The organism is Salmonella sp. 2020_1395 (assembly GCF_043848115.1).
Lineage (GTDB): Bacteria > Pseudomonadota > Gammaproteobacteria > Enterobacterales > Enterobacteriaceae > Salmonella > Salmonella enterica.
This window is the reverse complement of sequence record NZ_JBCMFH010000007.1, coordinates 126,056-150,327: the sequence shown is the minus strand read 5'-3', so window position 1 is coordinate 150,327 and position 24,272 is coordinate 126,056. Positions and strand designations below refer to the sequence as shown.

The following is a 24,272-nucleotide window of genomic DNA, read 5'->3' as shown; positions in this document are numbered from 1 at the left end:
TCTATGTCGTGCCCGGTTATTGAGCTGACACAGCAACTTATTCGTCGCCCCTCCCTGAGTCCGGATGACGCAGGCTGTCAGGCATTAATGATTGAACGCCTGCGTAAAATCGGTTTTACCATTGAGCATATGGATTTTGGCGACACGCAAAATTTTTGGGCATGGCGTGGGCGTGGCGAAACGCTGGCGTTCGCCGGGCATACTGACGTCGTACCGGCTGGCGATGTCGATCGCTGGATCAATCCGCCGTTTGAACCTACGATTCGCGACGGAATGTTGTTCGGTCGCGGCGCGGCGGATATGAAAGGTTCACTGGCGGCCATGGTGGTGGCTGCTGAACGTTTTGTTGCGCAGCATCCTCATCACCGGGGCCGCCTCGCGTTTTTGATTACCTCTGATGAGGAAGCCAGCGCAAAAAATGGCACCGTAAAGGTGGTTGAAGCGCTGATGGCCCGTCACGAGCGGCTGGATTACTGTCTGGTCGGCGAACCTTCCAGTACTGAAATTGTGGGCGATGTCGTCAAAAACGGGCGTCGCGGTTCCCTCACCTGTAACCTCACTATTCATGGCGTTCAGGGGCACGTCGCCTATCCGCATCTGGCGGATAACCCTGTTCATCGCGCTGCGCCTTTTCTTAATGAACTGGTCGCTATCGAGTGGGATCGGGGCAATGACTTTTTCCCGGCCACCAGTATGCAGGTAGCCAATATCCAGGCAGGCACCGGCAGCAATAATGTCATTCCCGGTGAACTGTTCGTGCAGTTTAACTTCCGTTTCAGCACGGAACTGACCGATGAGATGATCAAAGAGCGGGTACATGCGCTGCTTGAGAAGCATCAGCTACGCTATACCGTAGACTGGTGGCTTTCCGGCCAGCCGTTCCTGACCGCACGCGGCAAGCTGGTGGACGCGGTGGTAAACGCCATTGAGCACTATAATGAAATTAAACCGCAATTACTGACGACGGGCGGTACGTCCGACGGACGTTTTATCGCCCGTATGGGAGCGCAGGTGGTAGAACTGGGGCCGGTGAACGCCACCATTCATAAAATTAATGAATGTGTGAATGCCGCCGATCTCCAGCTACTGGCCCGTATGTATCAACGCATTATGGAACAGCTCGTCGCCTGATGAGCGTTCCGGTAAGAGGAAATAAGCATGGACTGGCTGGCAAAATATTGGTGGATTCTGGTATTGGTGTTTCTGGTAGGCGTACTGCTGAATGTGATCAAAGATCTCAAACGCATCGACCATAAGAAATTCCTTGCCAATAAACCTGAGCTGCCCCCGCATCGCGATTTTAACGATAAGTGGGACGATGAAGACGACTGGCCGAAGAAAGATCAGCCGAAAAAGTAACTGGATAACATGCCGGACAGGTATCGCTATCCGGTATGGTTCCCACCGCCGGGCATTACGTCGCGCAAACGCTGCGTTCGTCCGGCATCCAACGCAATTAGCGCCTGCGCCGCCTGCGCACGCTGCAACGCCAGCAGAGCTTTACGGCCTGAAATGCGTAGCCGGGCGCACAGTTCGGCATCGCTGGCTTTTTCCTCCAGCCGCCCTCTCAGCGCCGGTAATGGCAATGCGCTGTATTGCAGTAAACGATGCAGGCAACCTAACGATGTCAGTAGCGGGCGGTGCGCGAACGCAAAACCGACCAGCTCACGCCAGTCTTCATCATTAAGCGCCTGTTCGCGCAACGCCGCCAGCGGTATCGCCTCGCCGTTCCACTGCGTCAGGATATCCGCATCGCGGCGCAAACGTCGGTGTTCCTGTTGCGCCAGCCGTTTTCCCGCGTCGCTCAGCGGCAATAACGCCATCGCCGTATAGCAACCGCTGCTCGCCTCCCGATGGTTGCCCATCCGTACCAGCACAAAGCCGCAGCGTTGCCAGAAACGCCACAGCTCCGGCGTATAGCCAAAGCTGACGGAAAGATAATCACACTGCGCCGCCTGCTCGCACGCGCAGGCAATCAACTGCTGACCGATGCCTTCGCGCTGGCGGGCGGGGTGCACCGCGATACGGCTTACGCGACGCCCGACCAGCGTCGCGGCTAAAGGGTCGCTACCGTGCGCCGCCAGCGACTGCGCCACCAGATTTCCACGCGGACGCCGGAAACCGCACCATACAGCCTGACTGAGTTCTGCGGATAACCCGCCCTCTTCGACCAGCCAGACGGCGCCCGCCACACGGTTATTCGCCGTGGCCTGCAAGAAATGCTGTCCTGGCGCATCCATCATTCGGCGCAGATCCAGCGGCGAAGTACGATAGTGCGCCCCCGACAGTAACTGATACACAGCCCTCGGCAACGCGGGCGTATTCACCCAGGCCTGTTGGTAAAACGCCGAGATTGCTATCGCGCCATGTGGCGCCTGCGCAAACGCTTCATCGTCGAATATCAGCGCCTCGCTGACGATATTTTCCAGCGGGCATTCTGGCGCCCAGCGGACAGGCTGACGAAGCGTGAAGCGGTGAAGCTGCGGAAAACGGGCGCAAAACTTAAGTAAAAAACCGCGTCCGGTGCCTTCGTAGCCCTGAACGGTGGTGGTGAGTAGTATGCGGGGAAAGCGCGAAACCAGTTGCAGCAGCAGCGGCGCGGGGATTGCCGCCGCCTCGTCAACCACCAGCCAGTCGGCTCTTGCCCCGCTCGCCAGCAACGCATCCGGCGCCATAAAGCAGAACCGCTCACCGGCAAACGCTGCCAGGATATCCGTTGCCGTTTTCGCCGGTGCGGTCACGATAGCCGTACCCGCCATCCGGGAGATGAATTGCCCGGCCAGCGCCGATTTGCCGCGCCCACGGGGGGCAATCACCGTCGCCACGCCGGGCGGCATTTCACGTAAACGCGATAAGATAGCCGCCTGCTCCGGCTGCGGCTCGCCGGTGGCGGGTCGCCAGCGTCCACGGAAAGGATAAGATGGCCAGCAAAACGGCTGGCGCTGTCGCCAAAGCAGCGTTTGCGGATCGCGGGAAAGAGTCCGTTTAAGATGCTGTGCAAACTGCGGTGTAGGGATAGGCTGCGCGCAGTCGCTCCAGCGCAGTGAATCGGTATCAGGCCTGCTTTCCCACGTCTCATACGGCGGCATCAGCAGAAGCAGCCAGCTTCCGGCCTGCAAGGTCCCGCTCAGGGCGGCAAACGCTGCGGCGTCAAAGCCCTGCCAGGCATCAAATATCGCATGACGGAATTCACGGCCCAGCAGCGTTTGTAACGCCTGTGGCGTACAGCGCGGCTGGGCGGGCGCGTCAGGCGCGACCCACAGCCAGTCACCGGGCAGCGCAGCGCGTATCGCCTCGGCCCGCTCCCGGCACCACGCCGCATCGCCGCTGATGACCAGTAAACGGCGAATGCCTTCCTGTGTCATTTGCGACGTTAACGCCTGTAGCGCATCGATATCAGACATCCCTGCCCCGGTTTATCAAAAGTTTTTGCCAAACGTATTACATTGCGCCGGGTCACCGCTGTCAAAGCCACGCTTAAACCAGCTGTAGCGCTGTTCTGAGGTGCCGTGGGTAAAACTATCCGGCACGACGCGCCCCTGCCCCTGTTGCTGTAAGCGATCGTCGCCGATAGCCTGTGCGGCATTGAGCGCCTCTTCCAGATCGCCCGCCTCCAGTACGCCTTGCTGCTGCATACTGTGTCCCCACACGCCGGCAAAGCAATCCGCCTGTAGCTCCATGCGCACCGAAAGGCGATTCACCTCCGTTTGCGACGCGTTTTGCTGCAACTGGCGTACTTTCGGCTCAATACCTAACAGTTTTTGTACGTGGTGGCCGACTTCGTGGGCGATGACATAACCCTGGGCAAAATCACCGTCCGCGCCCAGCTTATTTTTCATATCATCGTAAAATGAGAGATCGATATAAACGGTGCCGTCCGCCGGGCAGTAAAACGGCCCCATCACGGACTGACCCGCACCACAGCCGGTGCGCGTCATACCACGGTACATCACCAGTTTTGGCTGCTGATAGCCGCGCCCCATTTTTTGAAAGAGTTGCCCCCAGGTATCTTCGGTCGTCGCCAGAATCACCGAGGTAAATTTTGCCGCTTCATCATCATTGGGGCTTATCGAACGCGTCGACTGCTGCTGCGAAACCGGCTGACCGGTCAACAGACCGGTTAAATCCACCCCATAGTACCCTGCGACCAACACCACCACCAACAGAATGATGCCGCCTTTCCCGCGCGGAAGACGAAAGCCTGGGCCACCCAGCGAGGGGCCGCCTGGCCGATTACGTCTGTCCTCTACATTGTTGCTTTCACGACGCCCTTGCCAGCGCATAATCACCTCATTCTCTCTTTGTTATACAGATGATCGTAGGCGGTCAGGCGCAGGATTACCACAGGTAAACGCTATCAGAATGAGGAAAGGATGATACCGGAGAGCGGTTGCCCCCCGGTCAGAAGCGGAATTAATCTAATTTCACGCCCAGGCGATGCGCGACGGCTTCATAGGCTTCAATCAGACCGCCCAGACTCTGGCGGAAGCGGTCTTTGTCCATTTTGTCCAGCGTCTCTTTATCCCACAGGCGGCTGCCGTCCGGCGAAAACTCATCGCCCAGCACCACTTCGCCTTTATACAGGCCAAACTCCAGTTTGAAATCCACCAGGATAAGACCCGCGTCATCAAACAGTTTTTTCAGTACGTCGTTGGCTTTGTAGGTTAGCTCTTTCATACGCGCCAGATTTTCCTGACTTACCCAACCGAACGTTTCACAGTAGGAACTATTCACCATCGGGTCGTGCAGCGCGTCGTTTTTCAGGAACAGATCGAATATCGGCGGGTTAAGCTCCATGCCTTCTTCCACGCCCAGACGCTTGACCAGCGACCCTGCCGCACGGTTGCGCACCACACATTCAACCGGCACCATCTCCAGCTTCTTCACCAGACACTCGGTATCAGACAGCAAACGTTCCATCTGGGTCGGGATGCCCGCCTCGGCCAGTTTGGTCATAATAAAATGGTTGAATTTGTTATTTACCATGCCTTTGCGATCAAACTGTTCAATGCGCGCGCCATCCCCTGCTGACGTATCATTGCGGAATTCGAGCACCAACAGGTCCGGGTTTTCCGTGCTGTATACGGTTTTCGCTTTACCACGATACAACTCAGCTTGCTTTTGCATCTTTAACACTCCTGGGTGTGAATTAACGATAAGTATTCATTTCCTGCTACGCCTGCCGGAGACGTCGGCCTGTAATTGTGGTGCGAAATAGCGGTTAAATCGCGTTTTTGTACCGACGCACACGTTTGCGTATCTTATCAGAAAAAAGGGCCGGATTACTCCAGCCCTGTTAAATTACTTGTTGAACGCTGCCTGGAAGACGGCAACCAGCGCGTCGTTCTGGCTTTGCGTCAGAGTATGCCCCTTAGGATCGATAAACTGCAAGCTGCTGCGGTTATCTAAATCGCCAACCTGCAATTTATAGTCTCCGGATGCCAGGCCCGGGTCGCTAGCGCCCAGATCCCGCCAGTCGCTGTCAGACAACGGTTTGTACGTTACCGCCATGCTGCCCTGAGAGCGAGTGCTGTCGGTGACTTTCATGCCCACTTTTTCCAGCGCGGCCGGGAGGCGCTGCCACACGAGGTTGAACGGACCGCGAACGACCAGCATAGGTAAACCGGTATCATCAGCGGCGCTCTGCACATCCATCGTTGCGGCGGAACGGTTCTGCGCGGCATTTGCCGCATCCGTAGCGGTCTTATCCAGACCGGCGGAAATGACGTTCATCATTTCCGTGCTATAGCGCTGCAGCGACGCCGCGTCAGCGACCGGCTTGCCAGCCTGTTCCAGATTAACCAGTTTTACCGTTACCGCCTGCTGATAGCCCTGCGGCTTCACCGAGATTTGATAACGTCCACGATACTGTTCGTCTTCATCCAGGCGGTTCCAGCTCACCCAATCGGTCGTCAGGGTCTGGCTGGCATCGTCACGTTTTTCAATCGGATAATTTTTCGCCTGAATCACGCTGACGACTTGCGGCCACAGCGTGCTGCTACGACCATTTTCCACCAATAGCGTAGCGGTATCGCCAGAGAACTGGGTACGCGCGCCGCTCACTAACGCTAACGGCTGCGCTGGCGGACGGATATCCAACGCCTTACCAACCGCGCCGCTCCCCTTCGTGACCGGAATAACGTAGTCGCCGGTCGTTATCGGCAGGATCATTCCTGCCGGGGCGTGAAGTTCAGCAAGCGGCGCGGCATCCAGATAGGATTCATCGCCGCTTACCTGGCGCTTGTAGCGCGAATCGGAACTACAGGCAGCGAGCAGCAAAACAAGCGAAACACCCGCAACCTTCGCCAGGCGCGACTTTTGTACTGAGTAAGCCATCAAATCTCCCTAAACTTTACAGCAGGCCAGCATGCTGAAGCGCTGCTTTGACGATGTCACGACCATGGTCCGTGATAGGCGTCATTGGCAGGCGCAGCGTGTCGGTCGCCACAAGACCCAATGCCTTACATGCCCATTTCACCGGGATAGGATTGGGTTCGACAAATAGTTTGTTGTGTAACGGCATCAGACGCTGGTTGATAGCGCGCGCCTCGGCAAATTGCCCTTCCGCCGCCAGTTTGCACATGTCAGCCATCTCGCGCGCCGCTACGTTAGCCGTAACGGAAATCACGCCATGACCACCCAGTTGCATAAAGTCCAGCGCAGACGCGTCATCGCCGCTAAGCAGAATAAAATCGTCTGAAACCAGCTCTTTGATCTGGTGAACGCGGGTTAAGTTCCCTGTCGCCTCTTTGATAGCGATAATATTTTTTATTTCCGCCAGACGACCCACGGTTTCCGGCAACATATCGCAACCGGTACGGGACGGCACATTATACAGAATTTGCGGCAAGTCAGTGTGTTCCGCGATGGCTTTGAAATGCTGGAACAAACCTTCCTGCGTGGGGCGATTGTAGTACGGCGTTACCGTCAGGCAGCCAACAATGCCGCTATCGTTAAAACGCTGCGTCAGGCTAATCGCTTCCGCGGTCGCGTTTGCGCCCGTGCCGGCGATAACCGGAATACGTCCGTCAGCCAGTTCCAGCGTCATCATCACGACATCGCCATGTTCATCATGGCTTAGCGTGGCAGACTCGCCGGTAGTGCCAACCGAAACAATCGCCGAGGTACCGTTGGCGACATGATAATCAATGAGTTTTTTCAGGCAAGACCTACTGACGTTACCTTTCTCATCCATCGGCGTAACAAGCGCGACAATACTTCCCGTGAACATGGGCCATCCTCTGTGCAAACAAGTCTCTCAATGGTACGTTTGGTATGGCAATAAAAGCAAGCGACCAAAGCCGTTCTGATTGTTGTATGCAGGTTTTTTTTATGGTTTCCTTAAGATTACCTCACCGCTCAAAGGAATAACTGGTTTGACACCGTCATCACAACACTATTTGGTTATCACTGCGCTGGGCGCCGACAGGCCCGGTATTGTGAATACCATTACTCGCCATGTCAGCAGTTGCGGCTGTAATATCGAAGACAGCCGACTGGCGATGCTGGGCGATGAATTCACGTTTATTATGCTGTTGTCCGGCACGTGGAACGCGATTACCTTGATTGAATCGACATTGCCGTTAAAAGGCGCGGAGCTGGATCTGCTGATTGTGATGAAACGAACGTCCGACCGACCCCGCCCGGCAATGCCCGCGACGGTATGGGTTCAGGTTGAGGTCGCCGACTCCCCGCATTTAATTGAGCGATTCACCGCGCTGTTTAATAGTCATGAAATGAATATTGCGGAGCTGGTCTCCCGCACGCAGCCGGCTGAAGGTGATAAAGCTGCGCAATTATTTATTCAAATCACCGCACATAGCCCGGCGTCGCAAAATTCCGCAAATATTGAGCAAGCCTTTAAAGCACTATGTACAGAACTCAATGCGCAAGGCAGTATAAACGTCGTCAATTACTCACAACATGATGAACAGGATGGAGTTAAGTAATGAATCCACTGAAAGCCGGTGATATCGCACCGAAATTTAGCTTGCCGGATCAAGACGGGGAACAAGTAAATTTGACCGACTTCCAGGGACAGCGCGTTCTGGTTTATTTCTACCCAAAAGCCATGACACCCGGCTGTACCGTGCAGGCCTGCGGCTTACGCGATAACATGGACGAGCTCAAAAAAGCAGGCGTGGACGTGCTGGGCATCAGCACCGATAAACCTGAAAAACTCTCCCGTTTCGCTGAAAAAGAGCTGCTGAACTTTACCCTTTTGTCCGATGAAAACCATCAGGTGTGTGAACAGTTCGGCGTCTGGGGCGAAAAGTCGTTTATGGGCAAAACGTATGACGGCATTCACCGCATCAGCTTTTTGATTGACGCTGATGGTAAGATTGAACACGTCTTTAATGATTTTAAAACCAGCAATCACCATGATGTGGTGCTGAACTGGCTGAAAGAAAACGCGTAAAAGCCTCAGGCCGCGCTGATGTGCGGCCTGGAAAGGGAATGCGCCGTCAGGCTTGCCGCGCCAGACGCCATATCGCCGCCACATTGCGCGCCGACAGGCTCAGGTTATATTCCGCCTCGTGTAAGGCTTCCGGCAGCGTAACGATATGCGACAAAATCGATAGCGCCGCATCGATACCCTGCTGATACACAACGTGATGATCGTGTTGCAGCCCACCGGCGAGCGCGATAACCGGTTTATGATACCGCTTCGCCACTCTGGCGACGCCAATCGGCGTCTTGCCGCAAATACTTTGGCTGTCCAGCCGACCTTCTCCGGTAATCACCAGATCGGCATCTTTAACCGCCTGCTCAAGCTGTAGCGTTTCCACGACAATCTCTACGCCGGCGCGTAATTCCGCATTGAGCAACCCTAAAAGCGCGGCGCCCATTCCACCTGCCGCGCCCGCGCCGGGAGCATTAATCACCTCACGTCCCGTAGCCTGATAAATATGCCGGCCCCAGTTTTCCAGCGCCGCGTCCAGGGTGTTCACCATTTCCGCTGTCGCCCCTTTTTGTGGGCCAAAAATGGCCGATGCGCCCTGGGGACCACACAGCGGATTGTTGACATCGCACGCCACGGTTATCGATACCTTACGCAGCAATGGGTGACAACCGGACAGATCGATAGAGGCCAGCGCCGCCAGCGCCTCGCCGCCCGGAGAAAGCGAGCGCCCCTGTTTATCGCGCAATATAACGCCAAGCGCCTGCATCATCCCCGCGCCGCCGTCATTCGTCGCGCTGCCGCCAATTCCCAGAATAATACGCTTTACGCCACGCTCCAGCGCCGCGACGATTAACTCGCCGGTGCCGTAGCTGGTGGTATTAAGCGGGTTGCGCAATTCAGGCGAAACGTGATGCAGCCCGGATGCCGCCGCCATTTCAATCACGGCGGTATCGCTATCGCCCAGCATTCCCCAGCGCGCGGCCACCGGTTGCCCAAGCGGGCCTTGTACCCATTGGTCGACATAACACCCACCGCTGGCCTCCACCATTGATTGTACGGTTCCTTCCCCGCCATCCGCCATGGGCACTTTAACGTAGTCGGCGTCAGGATAAATTTCGCGGAACCCCTTTTCTATCGCCTCAGCGACCGCCATTGCGGACAAACTTTCTTTAAATGAATCAGGAGCAATAACAATTTTCATAGGGATTATCCTGCAAAACCAAAGAAACCGAACATCAGAGTAGAAATAAAGGTAATGGCTAACCCCACCAGCGTTTCATACGGCATTAGCTTTAAACGTTCATGAATTTGCATATTGACGCTGCCGCCCGTCGCGTGGAAAAAGCTGCCGTGCGGCAGATGGTCCAGCACCGTGGCGCCCGCATGGATCATAGCGGCTCCCGCCAGGGCGGAAACGCCAAGTTCAAGTAACGTGGGAGAGAAAACGCCGGACGCCACCGCCGTTCCCGCTGTGGTTGAGGCCGTCGCCATTGACATCATGGCGCCAGACACGGGCGCCAGCAGCCAGGACGGCAATCCCGAAGCGGTGAGGCCATGAATCAGGACATCTTTAAGTTCGGAATTAGCGATAATGCCGGCCAGCGTACCGGTTCCCAGCAACATAATAGCGACAGGCGCCATACGCATCAGACCGGCGACCATGTACTGGTTACAGTGGCGCGCGCGTCCCATCAACAGCAGACCGACCAATCCCCCTACGGGCAGGGCAATTAACGGGTCAATGGAAATGCCGGCAAACGGACGGAGAGAAAGCAGGAAAATAGCGACCAGCGGCGCGCTAATCGCCACCAGAAAACCGGGTCTGGCGACGGAGTCATCATGGTGAGTCACTTCATGATCGGCGACGCCCGCGCCTTTATTATTCAGCCGTTTCGCTAACAGATAGGCGATAATAAGCCCAACGATGCCCGGAACCACGCCCGCCAGCATAATAGAGGTAAGAGGAACATGAAACGCATCAGAGGCGGCAATAGCGTTCGGGTTGGGTGACATCACGTTACCCGCTTTGCCGCCGCCAACCATCGCCAGCAGAATAGCGCTTTTTGACAGGCCTGCATTACGCGCAATCGACAGCGCAATCGGCGCGACGGTAATCACCGCCACATCAATAAATACGCCGACGGCGGTCAAACATAGTGTGGCAATGGCTAATGCCAATAATGCCCGGGTTTCCCCCACTTTGCGGACAATCGTCTCAGCAATCGTATTCGCCGCCCCGGACTCAATTAATACGCCCGCCAGTACGCCTGCGGCCAGAATACGCAATACGGCATTAACGATGCCCTGCGCGCCTGACACCATCAGCGACACGGTTTGCAGAAGATCGGCGCCGCCAATCAAACCGCCGACCAGCGCGCCCGCCATCATGCCGTAGGCTGGCGACACTTTTCTTAAAATTAATACGATGGCCACAACCAATGCGGCAATGGCTCCCAGGGTGGATATCGACGTCATATACTGCGCCTCCTTTAACATGGAGCGCGCAGTATGGAAAAACCCGCCTAAAAATCCGCTGGAGCTTTCAACAAATTTCGATTCGACCTGGCAGCGGTAACTTGTCGGACGGTACAGATTCGGCCTGGAGCTCCATACCGATATAAAGCCAAAGCGTACTTTTTAACTCGTTGATTTTTATGTGCGTAATATCCTCACAGCGCTGTAAGCGATAGCGCAATGTATTCACATGAATATGCAATGCTTTGGCCGTTTGCGTCAGGTCACAATTATGTTCAAACCAGGTCCGCAGCGTCTGTTGCAATACGCCTTTCGCGTCATGTTGCGCCAGTTGTAGCCACAGACGCGATAACTCCTGCACTTGCCAACTTTCAGACAGCCCGCTTAGCAGCGCGGGAAGCGCGTGGTCATGATAAAAAATGTACTGGCTGCGCAGCTTTTGTCTTTTCGCCATCGCCTGCGTGGCTCTCGCAGTGAGCAAAGATCGGTGCAATCCCGTCTCGCCGGCAAAATAACCCCCAACCAAAATACGGCTAAAGCCCGATGATGCAGCCCATGATTTAAAAATCTGCAATTCGCCCATTTCCTGGCGGGTATTCCACTTTCCCTCTTTTAACGTGATAGGCTTAATAATGATTAATTCATTAAATTCGGTAAACGTCACCAAATGGTTGCGCGCGTGATTCTCGAAATAATCCATTACATTGCGCAACGCTTCGCGATCCGGCTGGGAAAGTTCAATAATCAGCACCACTCTGGGAACCGCCAGATCAATGCCCAGATAGGCTGCCATGGAGCGCAACGACTCTGTTGAATTTTCTCGCAAAATCAATTGGTTGATCAGCTCTTCGCGATAGCGTTTATCCCACTGTCGCTGTTCGATCAGCACCATATGCTCGATCACCAGCTCCGCCGCCATTTTAACCAGCTCGGCATACGCGCGAACCTCCTCCGGTTCGCCGGTAATGCCGACCACGCCAATAAGCTGTTCATGAAAAGAGATGGGAAGATTAATGCCGGATCGCACGCCTTTTAGCTGATTGGCGGTAGCGGAATCAATTTCTACAATACGGTTTTCCTTTAGCGCCAGAATGGCTCCTTCATGACGCTGGCGAAGTCGCGAAGGTTCGCCAGACGCGATAATGACGCCATGTTCATCCATGACATTTACCGAGTAAGGAATAATTTTCATGGCTCGCTGTACAATTTGCCGCGCGGTATACCCTTTCAAGTAATGTTTTCTCAACACACTCATTCCCTGTTTCGTTATCGCTTCACATTAAAAAAACAATCTCGCATCAATGATGTCACTTATTAACGAATTTCTCAGAAGAATGCTTAGGCTAAGTCACCAAATTTTGGCGGCTTTACAGCGAGAATTTTGTAGGTTCCGACAATAAAAATGCCGCAACACGGTGCGGCATTAAAAAAAAGAGCGGCTTTCTAAGCGCTTGTCCCTCATCAGGCGTGCGCAAAATGGCGGCAGGGCACTATGATGTCGTTCACGCTTTACAACTTTTGTACAGGCCGCTCAGGATGAGGCATCTGTCACCTGACCATCCGGCCAGGCATGGACAACGGCTTTAATCAGCGTCGCCAATGGAATGGCGAAAAACACTCCCCAGAAACCCCACAGACCGCCGAAAATCACCACTGACAGAATAATCACCAGCGGATGCAAATTCACCGCTTCGGAGAAAAGTACCGGTACCAGCAAATTGCCATCCAGCGCCTGAATAATCAGATAAACGGCAAAACAGCTCCAGAATTCCGTCCCCAGGCCAAACTGAAACAGCGCGACGCCCACCACCGGAATTGTCACCACAAAGGCGCCGATATAGGGGATCAGGACCGAAAAGCCCACCAGTACCGCCAGCAGTAGCGAATAATTGAGGCCAAACAGCAAAAAGCCCAGCCAGGTCGCTACGCCCACCACCACCATCTCCAGCACTTTTCCGCGGATATAGTTGGTGATCTGCTGATTCATCTCATTCCACACCTGCCCCGCCAGCCCGCGATTACGCGGCAGCACGCGGCGCACGGCATTCAGCATCTGCTCTTTATCTTTTACCAGGAAAAAGACCATCAGCGGCACCAGCACCAAATATACCGCCAGCGTCAGTAGCCCGACTAACGAAGCCAGCGAATACTTCACCACCGAATCGCCCATGTTAAGCATCCGGGTACGCATGTTTTCCGCCATCGCATCAATAATGCCCGCATCCATCAGCGCCGGATAGCGTCGCGGCAAGGTCGCGGCAAAATCGGACAGTTTATTCAGCATACCGGGCATATCACGAATCAGGTAAATACCCTGCTGCCAGGCAATCGGCATCACCACAAACGCCATTAATAACAGAATGCCGACAAAGAGGATAAGGACAATGGAGGCTGCCCAGCGCCGGGAACAGCCAATCGCCTGCAGGCGCGCCGTCGGCCACTCCAGCAGGTAGGCCAGTACGATAGCGACCAGCAGCGGCGCTAACAGGCCGCTAAAGAAAAAGAGGATGCTAAAACCAGCCACCAGAATGACCAGCAAGGCAATCGCCTCCGGGTCGCTGAAGCGACGGCGATACCATTGCATTAACATTTCGAGCATAAAACCCTTCCCAGAACTCAACTGCGGGATTGTGATGCCGAATTGTATCGAAATGTCACAAAAAAGACTTCGCTTTTTATCGTTGATTCAGGAAACTAAAATAGTGAGTCTGTGCTCATCACAGTTACACTTATGAAGTGTCGGAGCGTGGAACGATATTTCACGACGTTGGTCAAAGGGCTATCTCAAAACAACAGGATAGAGGTTATGTTCAGGCAGTTGAAAAAAAACCTGGTGGCAACCCTCATTGCAGCATTGGCTCTCGGTCAGGTCGCGCCCGCATTTGCCGACCCTGCCGACACGCTGCCCGATATGGGAACCTCGGCAGGAAGCACGCTTTCTATCGGACAAGAGATGCAAATGGGCGACTTTTATGTGCGCCAGCTACGCGGCAGCGCGCCGTTAATCAACGATCCGCTGCTGGTGCAATACATTAACGCGCTGGGGATGCGTCTGGTCTCGCACGCCGACTCCGTCAAAACGCCCTTCCATTTTTTCTTGATCAATAATGACGAAATCAACGCGTTCGCGTTCTTTGGCGGCAATGTGGTGCTGCACTCGGCGCTTTTTCGCTACGCGGATAACGAAAGCCAGCTAGCTTCAGTCATGGCGCATGAAATCTCCCACGTGACGCAGCGCCACCTGGCGCGCGCGATGGAAGATCAAAAGCGCAGCGCGCCGCTTACCTGGGTGGGCGCGCTGGGTTCCATTTTGCTGGCCATGGCCAGCCCACAGGCCGGTATGGCGGCACTAACCGGTACTCTGGCTGGAACGCGCCAGGGAATGATAAGTTTCACCCAGCAAAATGAGCAAGAAGCCGACCGTATTGGTATTCAGGTACTGCAACGCGCCGGATTTGACCCACAGGCGATGCCCTCTTTCCTCGAAAAACTGCTCGACCAGGCGCGTTACTCCACGCGTCCGCCTGAAATTTTGCTCACTCACCCCTTACCGGAAAGCCGCCTTGCGGATGCCCGCAACCGTGCCAACCAGATGCGCCCGGTCGTGGTGCAATCTTCCGCCGACTTTTATCTCGCCAAAGCGCGCGCCCTGGGAATGTACAATTCCGGACGTAACCAGCTCACCAGCGACCTGCTGGATCAGTGGTCTAAAGGCAACGTGCGTCAGCAACATGCGGCGCAATATGGCCGGGCGTTGCAGGCGATGGAAGCGAGCAAGTACGATGAAGCGCGCAAAACGTTGCAGCCGCTATTAAGCGCGGAACCGAACAACGCCTGGTATCTTGACCTCGCCACCGATATTGACCTCGGGCAGAAAAGAGCCAACGACGCGATTAATCGCCTGAAAAATGCCCGCGATCTGCGCGTTAATCCTGTGCTGCAGTTAAACCTCGCCAATGCGTACCTCCAGGGAGGCCAGCCGAAAGCGGCGGAAACCATTCTGAATCGCTACACCTTTAGCCATAAAGATGACGGTAACGGCTGGGATCTGCTTGCTCAGGCCGAAGCCGCGCTGAACAACCGCGATCAGGAGCTGGCGGCGCGCGCTGAAAGTTATGCGCTGGCGGGACGACTGGATCAGGCAATTTCACTGCTCAGTAGCGCCAGCGCCCAGGCAAAACTGGGTAGCCAGCAACAGGCGCGTTACGATGCGCGTATCGACCAGCTGCGCCAGTTACAGGAACGCTTCAAGCCATACACGAAAATGTAATCGCCGTTTATTAGCCGGATGGCGTCACAAGGAGAACTCATGACCGACACGATTAAAATCTACCATAACCCACGCTGCTCGAAGAGCCGCGACACGCTGAACCTGCTGAAATCTAACGGCGTGGAACCGGAAGTGGTGCTTTATCTGGATACGCCCGCCGACGCCGCCACCGTGCGGGAACTGCTGCGTATGTTGGGCATGTCCAGCGCGCGCGAACTGATGCGCCAGAAAGAAGATCTCTATAAAACGCTTCACCTGGCGGATAGCCAGCTAAGTGAAGAGGCGTTAATCCAGGCGCTGGTTGAACACCCTAAACTGATGGAGCGCCCCATTGTGGTGGCAAATGGTCAGGCGCGCATTGGCCGACCGCCTGAGCAGGTGCTGGACATCCTCGGTTAACCGTTGAACGCCGCCGTCGCGGCGTATTACAGTTTCAGGATCTCTTTGACAAACGGGATCGTCAGTTTTCGCTGGGCAGTGATCGACGCATGATCGAGCTGATCCAGCGTCATAAACAGCGTGCGCATTTCGCGATCAAGACGTTTGAGTAAAAACCGCCCGACATCTTCCGGCAGTTCAAACCCCCGTAACCGGGCGCGCAACTGTAGCGCCTGAAGTTTGTCTTCATCGGAAAGAGGCTGGAGTTTATAGATTTGCCCCCAGTCCAGACGGGAAGCGAGATCGGGCAAGCCCAGATTTAACTGTCTTGGCGGACGATCGCCGGTGATCAATAACCGCGTCTTACCGGACTCCAGAATGCGGTTATAGAGATCAAAGATCGCCATCTCCCACAGTTCATCGCCAGCGACACACTCAATGTTATCAATACACACCAGCGAGAGGTGTTCCATACCGTCGAGCACTTCCGGCACGAACCAGGTACGTTTATCGAGCGGGACGTAGCCTACCGCATCTCCACGCTGCGACAGTTCAGCGCAGGCGGCGTGCAGCAAATGGCTGCGGCCCGCGCCTTCACGCGCCCAAAGGTAGATATATCCACTATGTTCCTGGCGCAACACGTTTTGTAACGCGGCCAGTAGAGAGGCGTTATCCCCCGGCCAGAAACTTGCGAAAGTTTCGTCGTCAGGAAGATAAAGTGGCAAAGAGAGCTGTGCCGGTGTGTTCAGAGATACCTCAACCCAGGATGACATAAAATCGCGCTGAGTTTACCACATAATTCCCTTGAGATAGAACCGGGCAGCATCGCTGCCCGGCAACCCGTTACTGATGCGGAGACTCCGCATCATTTGCCTCCAGTACCACTTCTTCCGGACGCAACAGGCTAATCAGTTTAAAAATCAGGCTCAGGCAAATCCCGACGATGGTCGCCAGCGCCATCCCTTTCAATTCTGCCGCGCCGATATGCACTTTCGCGCCGCTCACGCCGATGATCAAAATCACCGAGGTGAGGATCAGGTTTTGCGCTTTGTTGTAATCGACTTTTGATTCGATCAATACGCGAATCCCCGACGCGCCGATGACGCCGTACAACAGCAGCGAGACGCCGCCCATCACGGGTAACGGGATAATCTGAATCGCCGCCGCCAGTTTGCCAACGCAGGAAAGCAGAATGGCGAAAATCGCCGCGCCGCCGATAACCCAGGTACTGTAAACGCGGGTAATCGCCATGACGCCAATATTTTCCCCATAGGTGGTATTCGGCGTGGAGCCGAAGAAACCGGAGACGATCGTCGACAGTCCGTTAGCGAACATCGAGCGGTGCAAACCGGGATCGCGCACTAAATCTTTTTTGACGATATTCGCCGTCACCACCAGATGACCGACATGCTCGGCGATCACGACCAACGCTGCGGGCAGAATCGTCAGGATCGCGAACCATTCAAAACGCGGCGTATAGAAAGTCGGTAGCGCAAACCAGTGCGCCTGGGCAATCGGCGTGGTATCGACCACTCCCAGCGCGAATGACAGCGCATAGCCCGCCAGCACGCCGATCAAAATCGGAATGATCGCCAGGAAACCGCGAAACAGTACGGAGCCGAACACCGTCACCGCCAGCGTGACCATGGAGATGATAATTGTTTTCGTGTCCGGCGACTGCCCTTGCGCAGGCAGCAATCCGGCCATCCCCGCCGCAACGCCAGCCAGCTCCAGACCGATGACGGCAACGATTGCGCCCATTGCCGCAGGCGGGAACATCACATCCAGCCAGCCGGTGCCCGCTTTTTTAACGATGAAAGAGACCAGACAGAACAGCACGCCGCACATAATAAAACCGCCCAGCGCCACTTCATAACCCAGCGGCAACAGCAGTAGTACCGGGGAAATAAAGGCAAAGCTCGATCCGAGGTAGGCCGGAATTTTACCTTTGCAGATAAAGAGATACAGCAACGTTCCGATACCGTTAAACAGCAGCACCGTCGCGGGGTTGATATGAAACAGAACTGGCACCAGCACGGTCGCGCCAAACATGGCGAAAAGGTGCTGTAAACTAAGCGGGATTGTCTGTAAAAGCGGCGGTCTTTCACTCACCCCGATAGCACGGCGCGTCATAGTGTTTTCCTCTAAGTGTGTTTGTTATGAGTTGTTTTATTCAAAAAAAAGCCGACTCTTAAAGTCGGCTTTTAATTATTTATTCACTTATTTGGTACCAAAAATCTTATCGCCGGCATCGCCAAGCCCCGGAATAATGTATCCGTGCTCGTTAAGCCCCTGATCGATAGAGGCGGTGTACAGTTCAACGTCCGGGTGCGCTTTTTCCAGCGCTGCAATGCCTTCCGGCGCGGCGACCAGCACCAGCACCTTAATGCTGCTACAGCCTGCTTTTTTCAGCAGGTCGATGGTCGCGATGACAGAACCGCCGGTCGCCAGCATCGGGTCGACGATCAGCGCCATGCGCTCATCAATGTTCGATACCAGTTTCTGGAAATAAGGTACTGGCTCAAGCGTCTCTTCGTTACGGTACATCCCGACTACGCTGATACGCGCGCTCGGTACATTTTCCAGAACGCCTTCCATCATACCCAGACCCGCGCGCAGAATCGGCACAACGGTAATTTTTTTACCTTTGATCTGGTCGATTTCCACCGGGCCATTCCAGCCTTCGATGGTGACTTTTTCCGTTTCCAGGTCGGCTGTCGCTTCATACGTCAGCAGGCTGCCTACTTCTGAGGCGAGTTCACGAAAGCGTTTAGTGCTAATGTCGTTTTCACGCATCAGACCCAGCTTGTGTTTGACGAGTGGGTGTTTGACTTCCACGATCTTCATACTCTTCTCCTATCCTCAGATGACTGGCAACCACAAAAAAAATCGCCGGATTATACCGCTTTTCCTCTCTGACGCAACACAATGTATGCTTGACCTGGATCAACCAAAAGCGCTGATAGTGGAAAAGTGAGTATAAATCACTCACGTTGAAACAGGCGATAAAGGCTAACAACCGATTGAATATTAGCAATTTTAAGGGTGAATGACCTGTCCCGACCGCCTGTCGTAAACCAAGTGCTGGATATCCTTTTCTTTTTTACCAACAGAGAAATTTTCAAGCAGCGACCGAAACCATGCCAAAAAAATCGCCCGGATATCCAGGGCGCAGACCACGCTCGCAAACGTTTGCTTTCCCTGTTAGAATTGCGCCGAATTTAACTTTTACCGCAAGAAAAAACGTGGGGAACCAGGCAGTGACCGATAAGACCTCTCTTAGCTATAAAGATGCCGGCGTCGATATTGATGCGGGTAACGCTCTGGTTGATCGAATCAAAGGCGTAGTGAAGAAAACTCGCCGCCCGGAGGTTATGGGCGGTCTGGGCGGTTTCGGTGCGCTGTGCGCGTTGCCGCAAAAATATCGTGAACCGGTACTGGTTTCCGGCACTGACGGCGTAGGCACCAAACTTCGCCTGGCGATGGACTTAAAGCGTCACGACGCTATCGGTATTGATCTGGTGGCGATGTGCGTAAACGATCTGGTCGTTCAGGGCGCGGAACCGCTGTTTTTCCTCGATTACTATGCCACGGGTAAACTGGATGTCGATACCGCTGCCAGCGTGATCAACGGTATTGCCGAAGGCTGCCTGCAATCCGGCTGCGCGCTGGTCGGCGGCGAGACGGCGGAAATGCCGGGCATGTATCACGGCGAAGATTACGATGTGGCGGGTTTCTGCGTCGGCGTAGTCGAAAAATCAGAAATCATCGACGGCTCCCGGGTTGCCGAAGGCGACGTGCTGATTGCGCTCGGCTCCAGCGGCCCGCACTCGAATGGATATTCGCTGGTGCGGAAAATTATTGACGTTAGCGGCTGCGACCCACAAACCACTCTGCTGGAAGGGAAGCCGCTGGCCGATCATCTGCTTGAACCGACGCGTATCTACGTAAAATCGGTTCTGGAACTGATTGAAAACGTCGATGTGCACGCTATCGCCCACCTCACCGGCGGCGGCTTTTGGGAAAATATTCCGCGCGTTCTGCCGGAGAATACCCAGGCGGTAATTAATGAGTCGTCCTGGCAGTGGCCCGCCATCTTTACCTGGCTGCAAACCGCCGGTAATGTCAGCCGACATGAAATGTACCGTACCTTTAACTGCGGCGTCGGCATGGTGATTGCGCTCTCCGCTCCGGAAGCGGACAAAGCGCTTGCTCTGCTAAACGAGAAAGGTGAAAACGCATGGAAAATCGGTATCATCAAAGCCTCTGATTCCGAACAGCGTGTGGTTATTGAATAATGAATATTGTGGTGCTGATTTCCGGCAATGGAAGCAATTTACAGGCGATTATCGATGCCTGCGAAGCGAAGAAAATTAAAGGCACCCTCAGGGCAGTATTCAGCAATAAGGCCGACGCGTTCGGCCTTGAACGCGCCAGAGAAGCCGGTATTCCGGCGCAAGCGCTGACTGCCGATCGGTTTGACAGCCGCGACGCCTTCGATCGCGAGTTGATTCGCAAGATAGACGCGTATGCGCCCGATGTGGTCGTGCTGGCCGGTTTTATGCGTATTCTGAGTCCGATGTTTGTCGCGCATTACTACGGGCGTCTGCTGAACATTCACCCTTCCCTGCTGCCAAAATATCCAGGGTTGCATACCCATCGCCAGGCGCTGGAAAACGGCGATGAGGAGCACGGTACCTCGGTGCATTTCGTGACAGACGAACTCGACGGCGGCCCGGTCATTCTCCAGGCGAAGGTGCCGGTTTTTGCCGACGACAGCGAAGATGATATCACCGCACGCGTACAGACTCAGGAACATGCGATTTATCCGCTGGTGATTAGCTGGTTTGCGCAGGGGCGTCTAAAGATGCGCGATAACGCCGCCTGGCTGGACGGGCGTCGTCTGCCGCCGCAAGGTTATGCGTCTGACGAATAATACGTCATCGAACAGGACTGCGTCTGCTTGCCGGATGGCGGCATAAATGCCTATCCGGCCTACTCTTTTCCCTTCCTTTATGCTATCAGTTTATTGTCATATTTTTCTGGCGCAGTTGGACATTAACACGTAATGCTCGCCATAATCATCAGGCAGTGTCCCGTGAATAAAACGGAGTATAGGTAGTAATGGGTCAGGAAAAGCTATATATCGAGAAAGAACTAAGCTGGTTAGCATTTAACGAACGCGTGTTACAGGAAGCGGCGGACAAATCCAACCCGTTGATTGAGCGGATGCGGTTCCTGGGAATCTATTCTAATAACCTCGACGAGTTCTACAAAGTGCGTTTCGCTGAACTGAAACGACGCATTATTATCAGCGAAGAGCAGGGTTCAAATTCTCATTCACGCCATTTGTTAGGCAAAATTCAGTCCCGCGTGTTGAAAGCAGACCAGGAGTTCGACGGCCTGTACAACGAATTACTGCTGGAAATGGCGCGTAATCAAATCTTTCTGATCAACGAGCGTCAGCTCTCGGTGAACCAACAAAGCTGGTTGCGCCACTATTTTAAGCACTATTTGCGCCAGCATATTACCCCGATTCTCATTAACCGGGAGACGGATCTTGTTCAGTTTTTAAAAGATGATTACACCTATCTGGCGGTGGAGATTATCCGCGGCGACACCATCAACTATGCGCTGCTGGAGATACCGTCCGACAAAGTCCCACGCTTCGTTAATCTGCCGCCGGAAACACCACGCAGACGCAAGCCGATGATCCTTCTGGATAATATTCTGCGCTACTGCCTGGATGACATTTTTAAAGGGTTCTTCGACTATGACGCGCTTAATGCCTATTCGATGAAAATGACCCGCGATGCCGAATATGACCTGGTGCATGAGATGGAATCCAGTCTGATGGAGCTGATGTCTTCCAGCCTGAAGCAGCGCCTGACCGCTGAACCTGTGCGCTTTGTCTACCAACGCGATATGCCCGCCGCGCTGGTCGACGTGCTGCGGGAAAAACTGACGATCTCCCGGTATGACTCAATCGTACCCGGCGGGCGCTACCACAATTTTAAAGACTTTATTAATTTTCCGAATGTCGGTAAAGCCAACCTGGTCAATAAACCGTTACCGCGGTTACGCCATCTTTGGTTTGATAAAGAGAAATTTCGTAACGGTTTCGACGCGATTCGTGAACGTGATGTGCTGCTCTATTATCCTTATCACACCTTTGAACATGTGCTGGAACTGCTGCGTCAGGCGTCGTTTGATCCAAGCGTGCTGGCGATCAAAATCAATATTTATCGCGTAGCGAAAGACTCGCGCATTATTGACTCGATGATCCATGCCGCCCATAACGGCAAAAAAGTCACCGTGGTGGTGGAGTTGCAGGCGCGCTTCGATGAAGAGGCAAATATTCACTGGGCCAAGCGGTTAACCGAAGCGGGCGTCCATGTTATTTTCTCTGCGCCCGGGCTGAAAATTCACGCCAAACTCTTCCTCATCTCACGAAAAGAGGGCGATGACGTGGTGCGTTATGCGCATATCGGCACCGGTAACTTCAACGAAAAAACGGCGCGGCTGTATACCGATTATTCGCTGCTGACCGCCGATGCGCGCATTACCAATGAAGTGCGCCGGGTCTTTAATTTTATTGAAAACCCCTATCGCCCGGTCACTTTCGATTATTTGATGGTTTCTCCACAAAACTCACGGCGTCTGCTGTATGAGATGATCGATCGTGAAATCGCCAATGCCCAGCAAGGCTTACCGTCAGGGATTACCTTAAAGCTTAACAACCTGGTCGATAAAGGGCTAGTCGACAGGCTATACGCCGCGTCGGGTTCGGGCGTCCAGGTCAATCTGCTGGTGCGCGGTATGTGTTCTCTTATTCCGCAACTGGAAGGCATTAGCGATAATATTCGCGCGATTAGCATTGTGGATCGCTATCTGGAACACGATCGGGTTTATATTTTCGAAAACGGCGGTGATAAGCAAGTTTGGCTCTCTTCAGCTGACTGGATGACGCGTAATATTGACTACCGTATCGAAGTCGCTACGCCTATCCTCGACCCGCGGCTTAAACAACGCGTCCTGGATATCATTGACATTCTGTTTAGCGACACGGTAAAAGCGCGTTTTATCGATAAAGAACTCAGCAACCGCTACGTACCGCGCGGCAATCGCCGTAAAGTCCAGGCGCAGCTGGCAATTTATGACTACATCAAATCACTCGAGCAACCAGACTAACGCTATGCCAATTTACGATAAATCCCCCCGCCCGCAGGAGTTCGCTGCGGTCGATCTCGGCTCAAACAGCTTTCATATGGTTATTGCCCGCGTGGTTGACGGCGCAATGCAGATTATCGGCCGTTTAAAACAGCGCGTCCATCTGGCGGACGGGCTGGGCGCAGATAACAAACTCAGCGAAGAAGCCATGGAACGGGGGCTTAGCTGTCTGTCGCTGTTTGCTGAACGCTTACAAGGTTTCTCCCCTTCCAGCGTCTGTATCGTAGGCACCCATACGTTACGTCAGGCGCAAAATGCCGCTGATTTTCTCAAACGCGCGGAAAAGGTTATTCCCTACCCGATAGAGATTATTTCCGGTAACGAAGAAGCGCGCCTGATTTTTATGGGCGTAGAACATACGCAGCCGGAAAAAGGCCGCAAGCTGGTGATCGATATCGGCGGCGGGTCAACAGAGCTGGTCATTGGCGAAAACTTCGAACCCAGGCTGGTTGAAAGCCGTCGTATGGGCTGCGTGAGCTTCGCGCAGCTCTACTTTCCCGGCGGCGTTATCAATAAAGAAAACTTCCAGCGCGCCCGAATGGCGGCGGCGCAAAAACTGGAAACCTTAACCTGGCAGTATCGTATTCAGGGTTGGAACGTGGCGATGGGCGCTTCCGGTACGATTAAGGCCGCTCATGAAGTTCTCCTGGCGCTGGGTGAGAAAGATGGCTTCATTACGCCGGAGCGCCTCGATAAACTGAAGTCAGAAGTGTTGAAGCACCGCTCCTTTAATGCGCTCAGCCTGCCGGGTCTGTCTGAAGAACGAAAAGCGGTCTTTGTGCCGGGCCTGGCGATTCTGTGCGGCGTTTTTGATGCTCTGGCTATCCGCGAGCTTCGCCTTTCCGACGGCGCGTTGCGCGAAGGCGTGCTGTATGAAATGGAAGGCCGCTTCCGCCATCAGGATGTTCGCAGCCGTACCGCAAAAAGTCTGGCCAATCAATACAACATTGACAGAGAACAGGCCAGACGCGTGCTGGAAACCACCATGCAGATGTACGAACAGTGGCAGGCCCAGCAGCCAAAACTGGCGCATCCGCAGCTTGAAGCGTTGCTTCGCTGGGCGGCAATGCTGCATGAGGTTGGACTGAATATTAATCACAGCGGTTTACATCGCCATTCGGCTTATATTCTGCAACACAGCGATTTGCCCGGCTTTAATCAGGAGCAGCAAATGATGATGGCGACGCTGGTGCGTTACCATCGTAAAGCCATAAAACTGGATGATATGCCCCGCTTTACGCTGTTTAAGAAAAAACAGTATCTGCCGTTAATTCAGCTACTTCGGCTGGGCGTATTACTGAACAACCAGCGGCAGGCGACCACCACGCCGCCGACGCTGCGGCTAACGACCGATGACAGCCACTGGACGTTATGTTTTCCGCATGACTGGTTCAGCCAGAATGCGCTGGTACTGCTTGATCTGGAAAAAGAACAGCAGTACTGGGAAGCGGTAACTGGCTGGCGTCTCAATATTGAGGAAGAAAGCTCGCCGGAGATCGCCGCGTAAATTGTGGG

22 protein-coding genes are annotated in these 24,272 nt (G+C 54.3%); 10 read left to right on the top strand and 12 right to left on the bottom strand.

The features are described 5' to 3' along the window. The first annotated feature begins 3 nt into the window (after positions 1–3). Both dapE and ACH0WD_RS13305 read left to right on the top strand, forming a co-directional pair. The gene (dapE, locus tag ACH0WD_RS13310) at positions 4–1,131 is read left to right on the top strand and encodes a succinyl-diaminopimelate desuccinylase (RefSeq protein WP_001277822.1); all 1,128 of its coding nucleotides are present in this window, start codon (positions 4–6) and stop codon (positions 1,129–1,131) included. A 27-nt stretch (positions 1,132–1,158) separates the two neighbouring features. Beyond that, complete coding sequence (locus ACH0WD_RS13305; RefSeq protein WP_000383839.1) at positions 1,159–1,359, top strand: YpfN family protein; 201 nt, start codon at positions 1,159–1,161, stop codon at positions 1,357–1,359. 26 nt (positions 1,360–1,385) lie between these two features. Here ACH0WD_RS13305 and tmcA read toward each other — a convergent pair whose 3' ends face one another. The 5 genes from tmcA to dapA all read right to left on the bottom strand — a co-directional run bounded on the left by tmcA (position 1,386) and on the right by dapA (position 7,231). After that, positions 1,386–3,404, bottom strand: coding sequence for a tRNA cytosine(34) acetyltransferase TmcA (tmcA, locus tag ACH0WD_RS13300; RefSeq protein ID WP_001747767.1), 2,019 nt, complete (start codon positions 3,402–3,404; stop codon positions 1,386–1,388). Between the two features lie 15 nt (positions 3,405–3,419). After that, on the bottom strand, positions 3,420–4,283 hold the full coding sequence (locus tag ACH0WD_RS13295; protein ID WP_001267523.1) for a neutral zinc metallopeptidase: 864 nt from the start codon (positions 4,281–4,283) through the stop codon (positions 3,420–3,422). 130 nt (positions 4,284–4,413) lie between these two features. After that, entirely contained in the window at positions 4,414–5,127 is a 714-nt protein-coding gene (gene purC, locus ACH0WD_RS13290; RefSeq protein WP_001171630.1) for a phosphoribosylaminoimidazolesuccinocarboxamide synthase, read from the bottom strand. A gap of 174 nt (positions 5,128–5,301) precedes the next feature. After that, the gene (gene bamC / locus ACH0WD_RS13285) at positions 5,302–6,336 is read right to left on the bottom strand and encodes an outer membrane protein assembly factor BamC (protein WP_000331880.1); all 1,035 of its coding nucleotides are present in this window, start codon (positions 6,334–6,336) and stop codon (positions 5,302–5,304) included. Positions 6,337–6,352: 16 nt separating this feature from the next. Beyond that, the gene (gene dapA, locus ACH0WD_RS13280; RefSeq protein ID WP_000494020.1) at positions 6,353–7,231 is read right to left on the bottom strand and encodes a 4-hydroxy-tetrahydrodipicolinate synthase; all 879 of its coding nucleotides are present in this window, start codon (positions 7,229–7,231) and stop codon (positions 6,353–6,355) included. 145 nt (positions 7,232–7,376) lie between these two features. Between dapA and ACH0WD_RS13275 the strand changes: the two genes are divergently transcribed. Both ACH0WD_RS13275 and bcp read left to right on the top strand, forming a co-directional pair. Next, positions 7,377–7,949 (top strand): glycine cleavage system transcriptional repressor, encoded by a 573-nt coding sequence (locus ACH0WD_RS13275; RefSeq protein ID WP_000189061.1) that lies wholly within the window; start codon positions 7,377–7,379, stop codon positions 7,947–7,949. Further along, positions 7,949–8,419, top strand: coding sequence for a thioredoxin-dependent thiol peroxidase (bcp, locus tag ACH0WD_RS13270; protein ID WP_001068686.1), 471 nt, complete (start codon positions 7,949–7,951; stop codon positions 8,417–8,419). The genes ACH0WD_RS13275 and bcp overlap by 1 nt, the downstream gene beginning before the upstream one ends. A 46-nt stretch (positions 8,420–8,465) precedes the next feature. Here bcp and ACH0WD_RS13265 read toward each other — a convergent pair whose 3' ends face one another. From ACH0WD_RS13265 to ACH0WD_RS13250, 4 genes are all read right to left on the bottom strand, one after another. Further along, complete coding sequence (locus ACH0WD_RS13265; protein WP_000706369.1) at positions 8,466–9,605, bottom strand: glycerate kinase; 1,140 nt, start codon at positions 9,603–9,605, stop codon at positions 8,466–8,468. 5 nt (positions 9,606–9,610) lie between these two features. Next, entirely contained in the window at positions 9,611–10,879 is a 1,269-nt protein-coding gene (locus ACH0WD_RS13260; protein ID WP_000200859.1) for a GntP family permease, read from the bottom strand. Between the two features lie 67 nt (positions 10,880–10,946). Then, on the bottom strand, positions 10,947–12,134 hold the full coding sequence (locus ACH0WD_RS13255) for a sugar diacid recognition domain-containing protein (protein WP_001533732.1): 1,188 nt from the start codon (positions 12,132–12,134) through the stop codon (positions 10,947–10,949). A gap of 276 nt (positions 12,135–12,410) precedes the next feature. Further along, positions 12,411–13,478 carry an AI-2E family transporter gene (locus tag ACH0WD_RS13250; protein WP_000892056.1) on the bottom strand — a complete coding sequence of 356 codons (1,068 nt, stop codon included), beginning with the start codon at positions 13,476–13,478 and terminating at the stop codon, positions 12,411–12,413. Between the two features lie 207 nt (positions 13,479–13,685). Between ACH0WD_RS13250 and bepA the strand changes: the two genes are divergently transcribed. Then, positions 13,686–15,149, top strand: a complete 1,464-nt coding sequence (gene bepA, locus ACH0WD_RS13245; protein ID WP_000489631.1) for a beta-barrel assembly-enhancing protease — start codon at positions 13,686–13,688, stop codon at positions 15,147–15,149. A 39-nt stretch (positions 15,150–15,188) separates the two neighbouring features. Further along, positions 15,189–15,548 (top strand): arsenate reductase (glutaredoxin), encoded by a 360-nt coding sequence (gene arsC / locus ACH0WD_RS13240; RefSeq protein ID WP_000132650.1) that lies wholly within the window; start codon positions 15,189–15,191, stop codon positions 15,546–15,548. Positions 15,549–15,574: 26 nt separating this feature from the next. Here the strand turns inward: arsC and ACH0WD_RS13235 are convergent, their stop codons facing one another. From ACH0WD_RS13235 to upp, 3 genes are all read right to left on the bottom strand, one after another. Continuing rightward, positions 15,575–16,276, bottom strand: coding sequence for a DnaA inactivator Hda (locus ACH0WD_RS13235; protein WP_061835882.1), 702 nt, complete (start codon positions 16,274–16,276; stop codon positions 15,575–15,577). Positions 16,277–16,370: 94 nt separating this feature from the next. Further along, a complete protein-coding gene (uraA, locus tag ACH0WD_RS13230) occupies positions 16,371–17,660 on the bottom strand; it encodes a uracil permease (RefSeq protein WP_000198344.1) in 1,290 nt (429 codons plus the stop codon). Between the two features lie 87 nt (positions 17,661–17,747). Further along, positions 17,748–18,374 (bottom strand): uracil phosphoribosyltransferase, encoded by a 627-nt coding sequence (gene upp / locus ACH0WD_RS13225; RefSeq protein ID WP_000706208.1) that lies wholly within the window; start codon positions 18,372–18,374, stop codon positions 17,748–17,750. A gap of 413 nt (positions 18,375–18,787) precedes the next feature. Between upp and purM the strand changes: the two genes are divergently transcribed. From purM to ppx, 4 genes are all read left to right on the top strand, one after another. After that, on the top strand, positions 18,788–19,825 hold the full coding sequence (gene purM / locus ACH0WD_RS13220) for a phosphoribosylformylglycinamidine cyclo-ligase (RefSeq protein ID WP_000130477.1): 1,038 nt from the start codon (positions 18,788–18,790) through the stop codon (positions 19,823–19,825). After that, a complete protein-coding gene (gene purN / locus ACH0WD_RS13215) occupies positions 19,825–20,463 on the top strand; it encodes a phosphoribosylglycinamide formyltransferase (protein ID WP_001028589.1) in 639 nt (212 codons plus the stop codon). Before purM ends, purN begins: the two co-directional genes overlap by 1 nt. 188 nt (positions 20,464–20,651) lie before the next feature. Beyond that, a complete protein-coding gene (gene ppk1, locus ACH0WD_RS13210; protein WP_000529555.1) occupies positions 20,652–22,718 on the top strand; it encodes a polyphosphate kinase 1 in 2,067 nt (688 codons plus the stop codon). Positions 22,719–22,722: 4 nt separating this feature from the next. After that, positions 22,723–24,264 (top strand): exopolyphosphatase, encoded by a 1,542-nt coding sequence (gene ppx, locus ACH0WD_RS13205; protein WP_001123330.1) that lies wholly within the window; start codon positions 22,723–22,725, stop codon positions 24,262–24,264. The last annotated feature ends 8 nt before the right edge of the window (positions 24,265–24,272 follow it).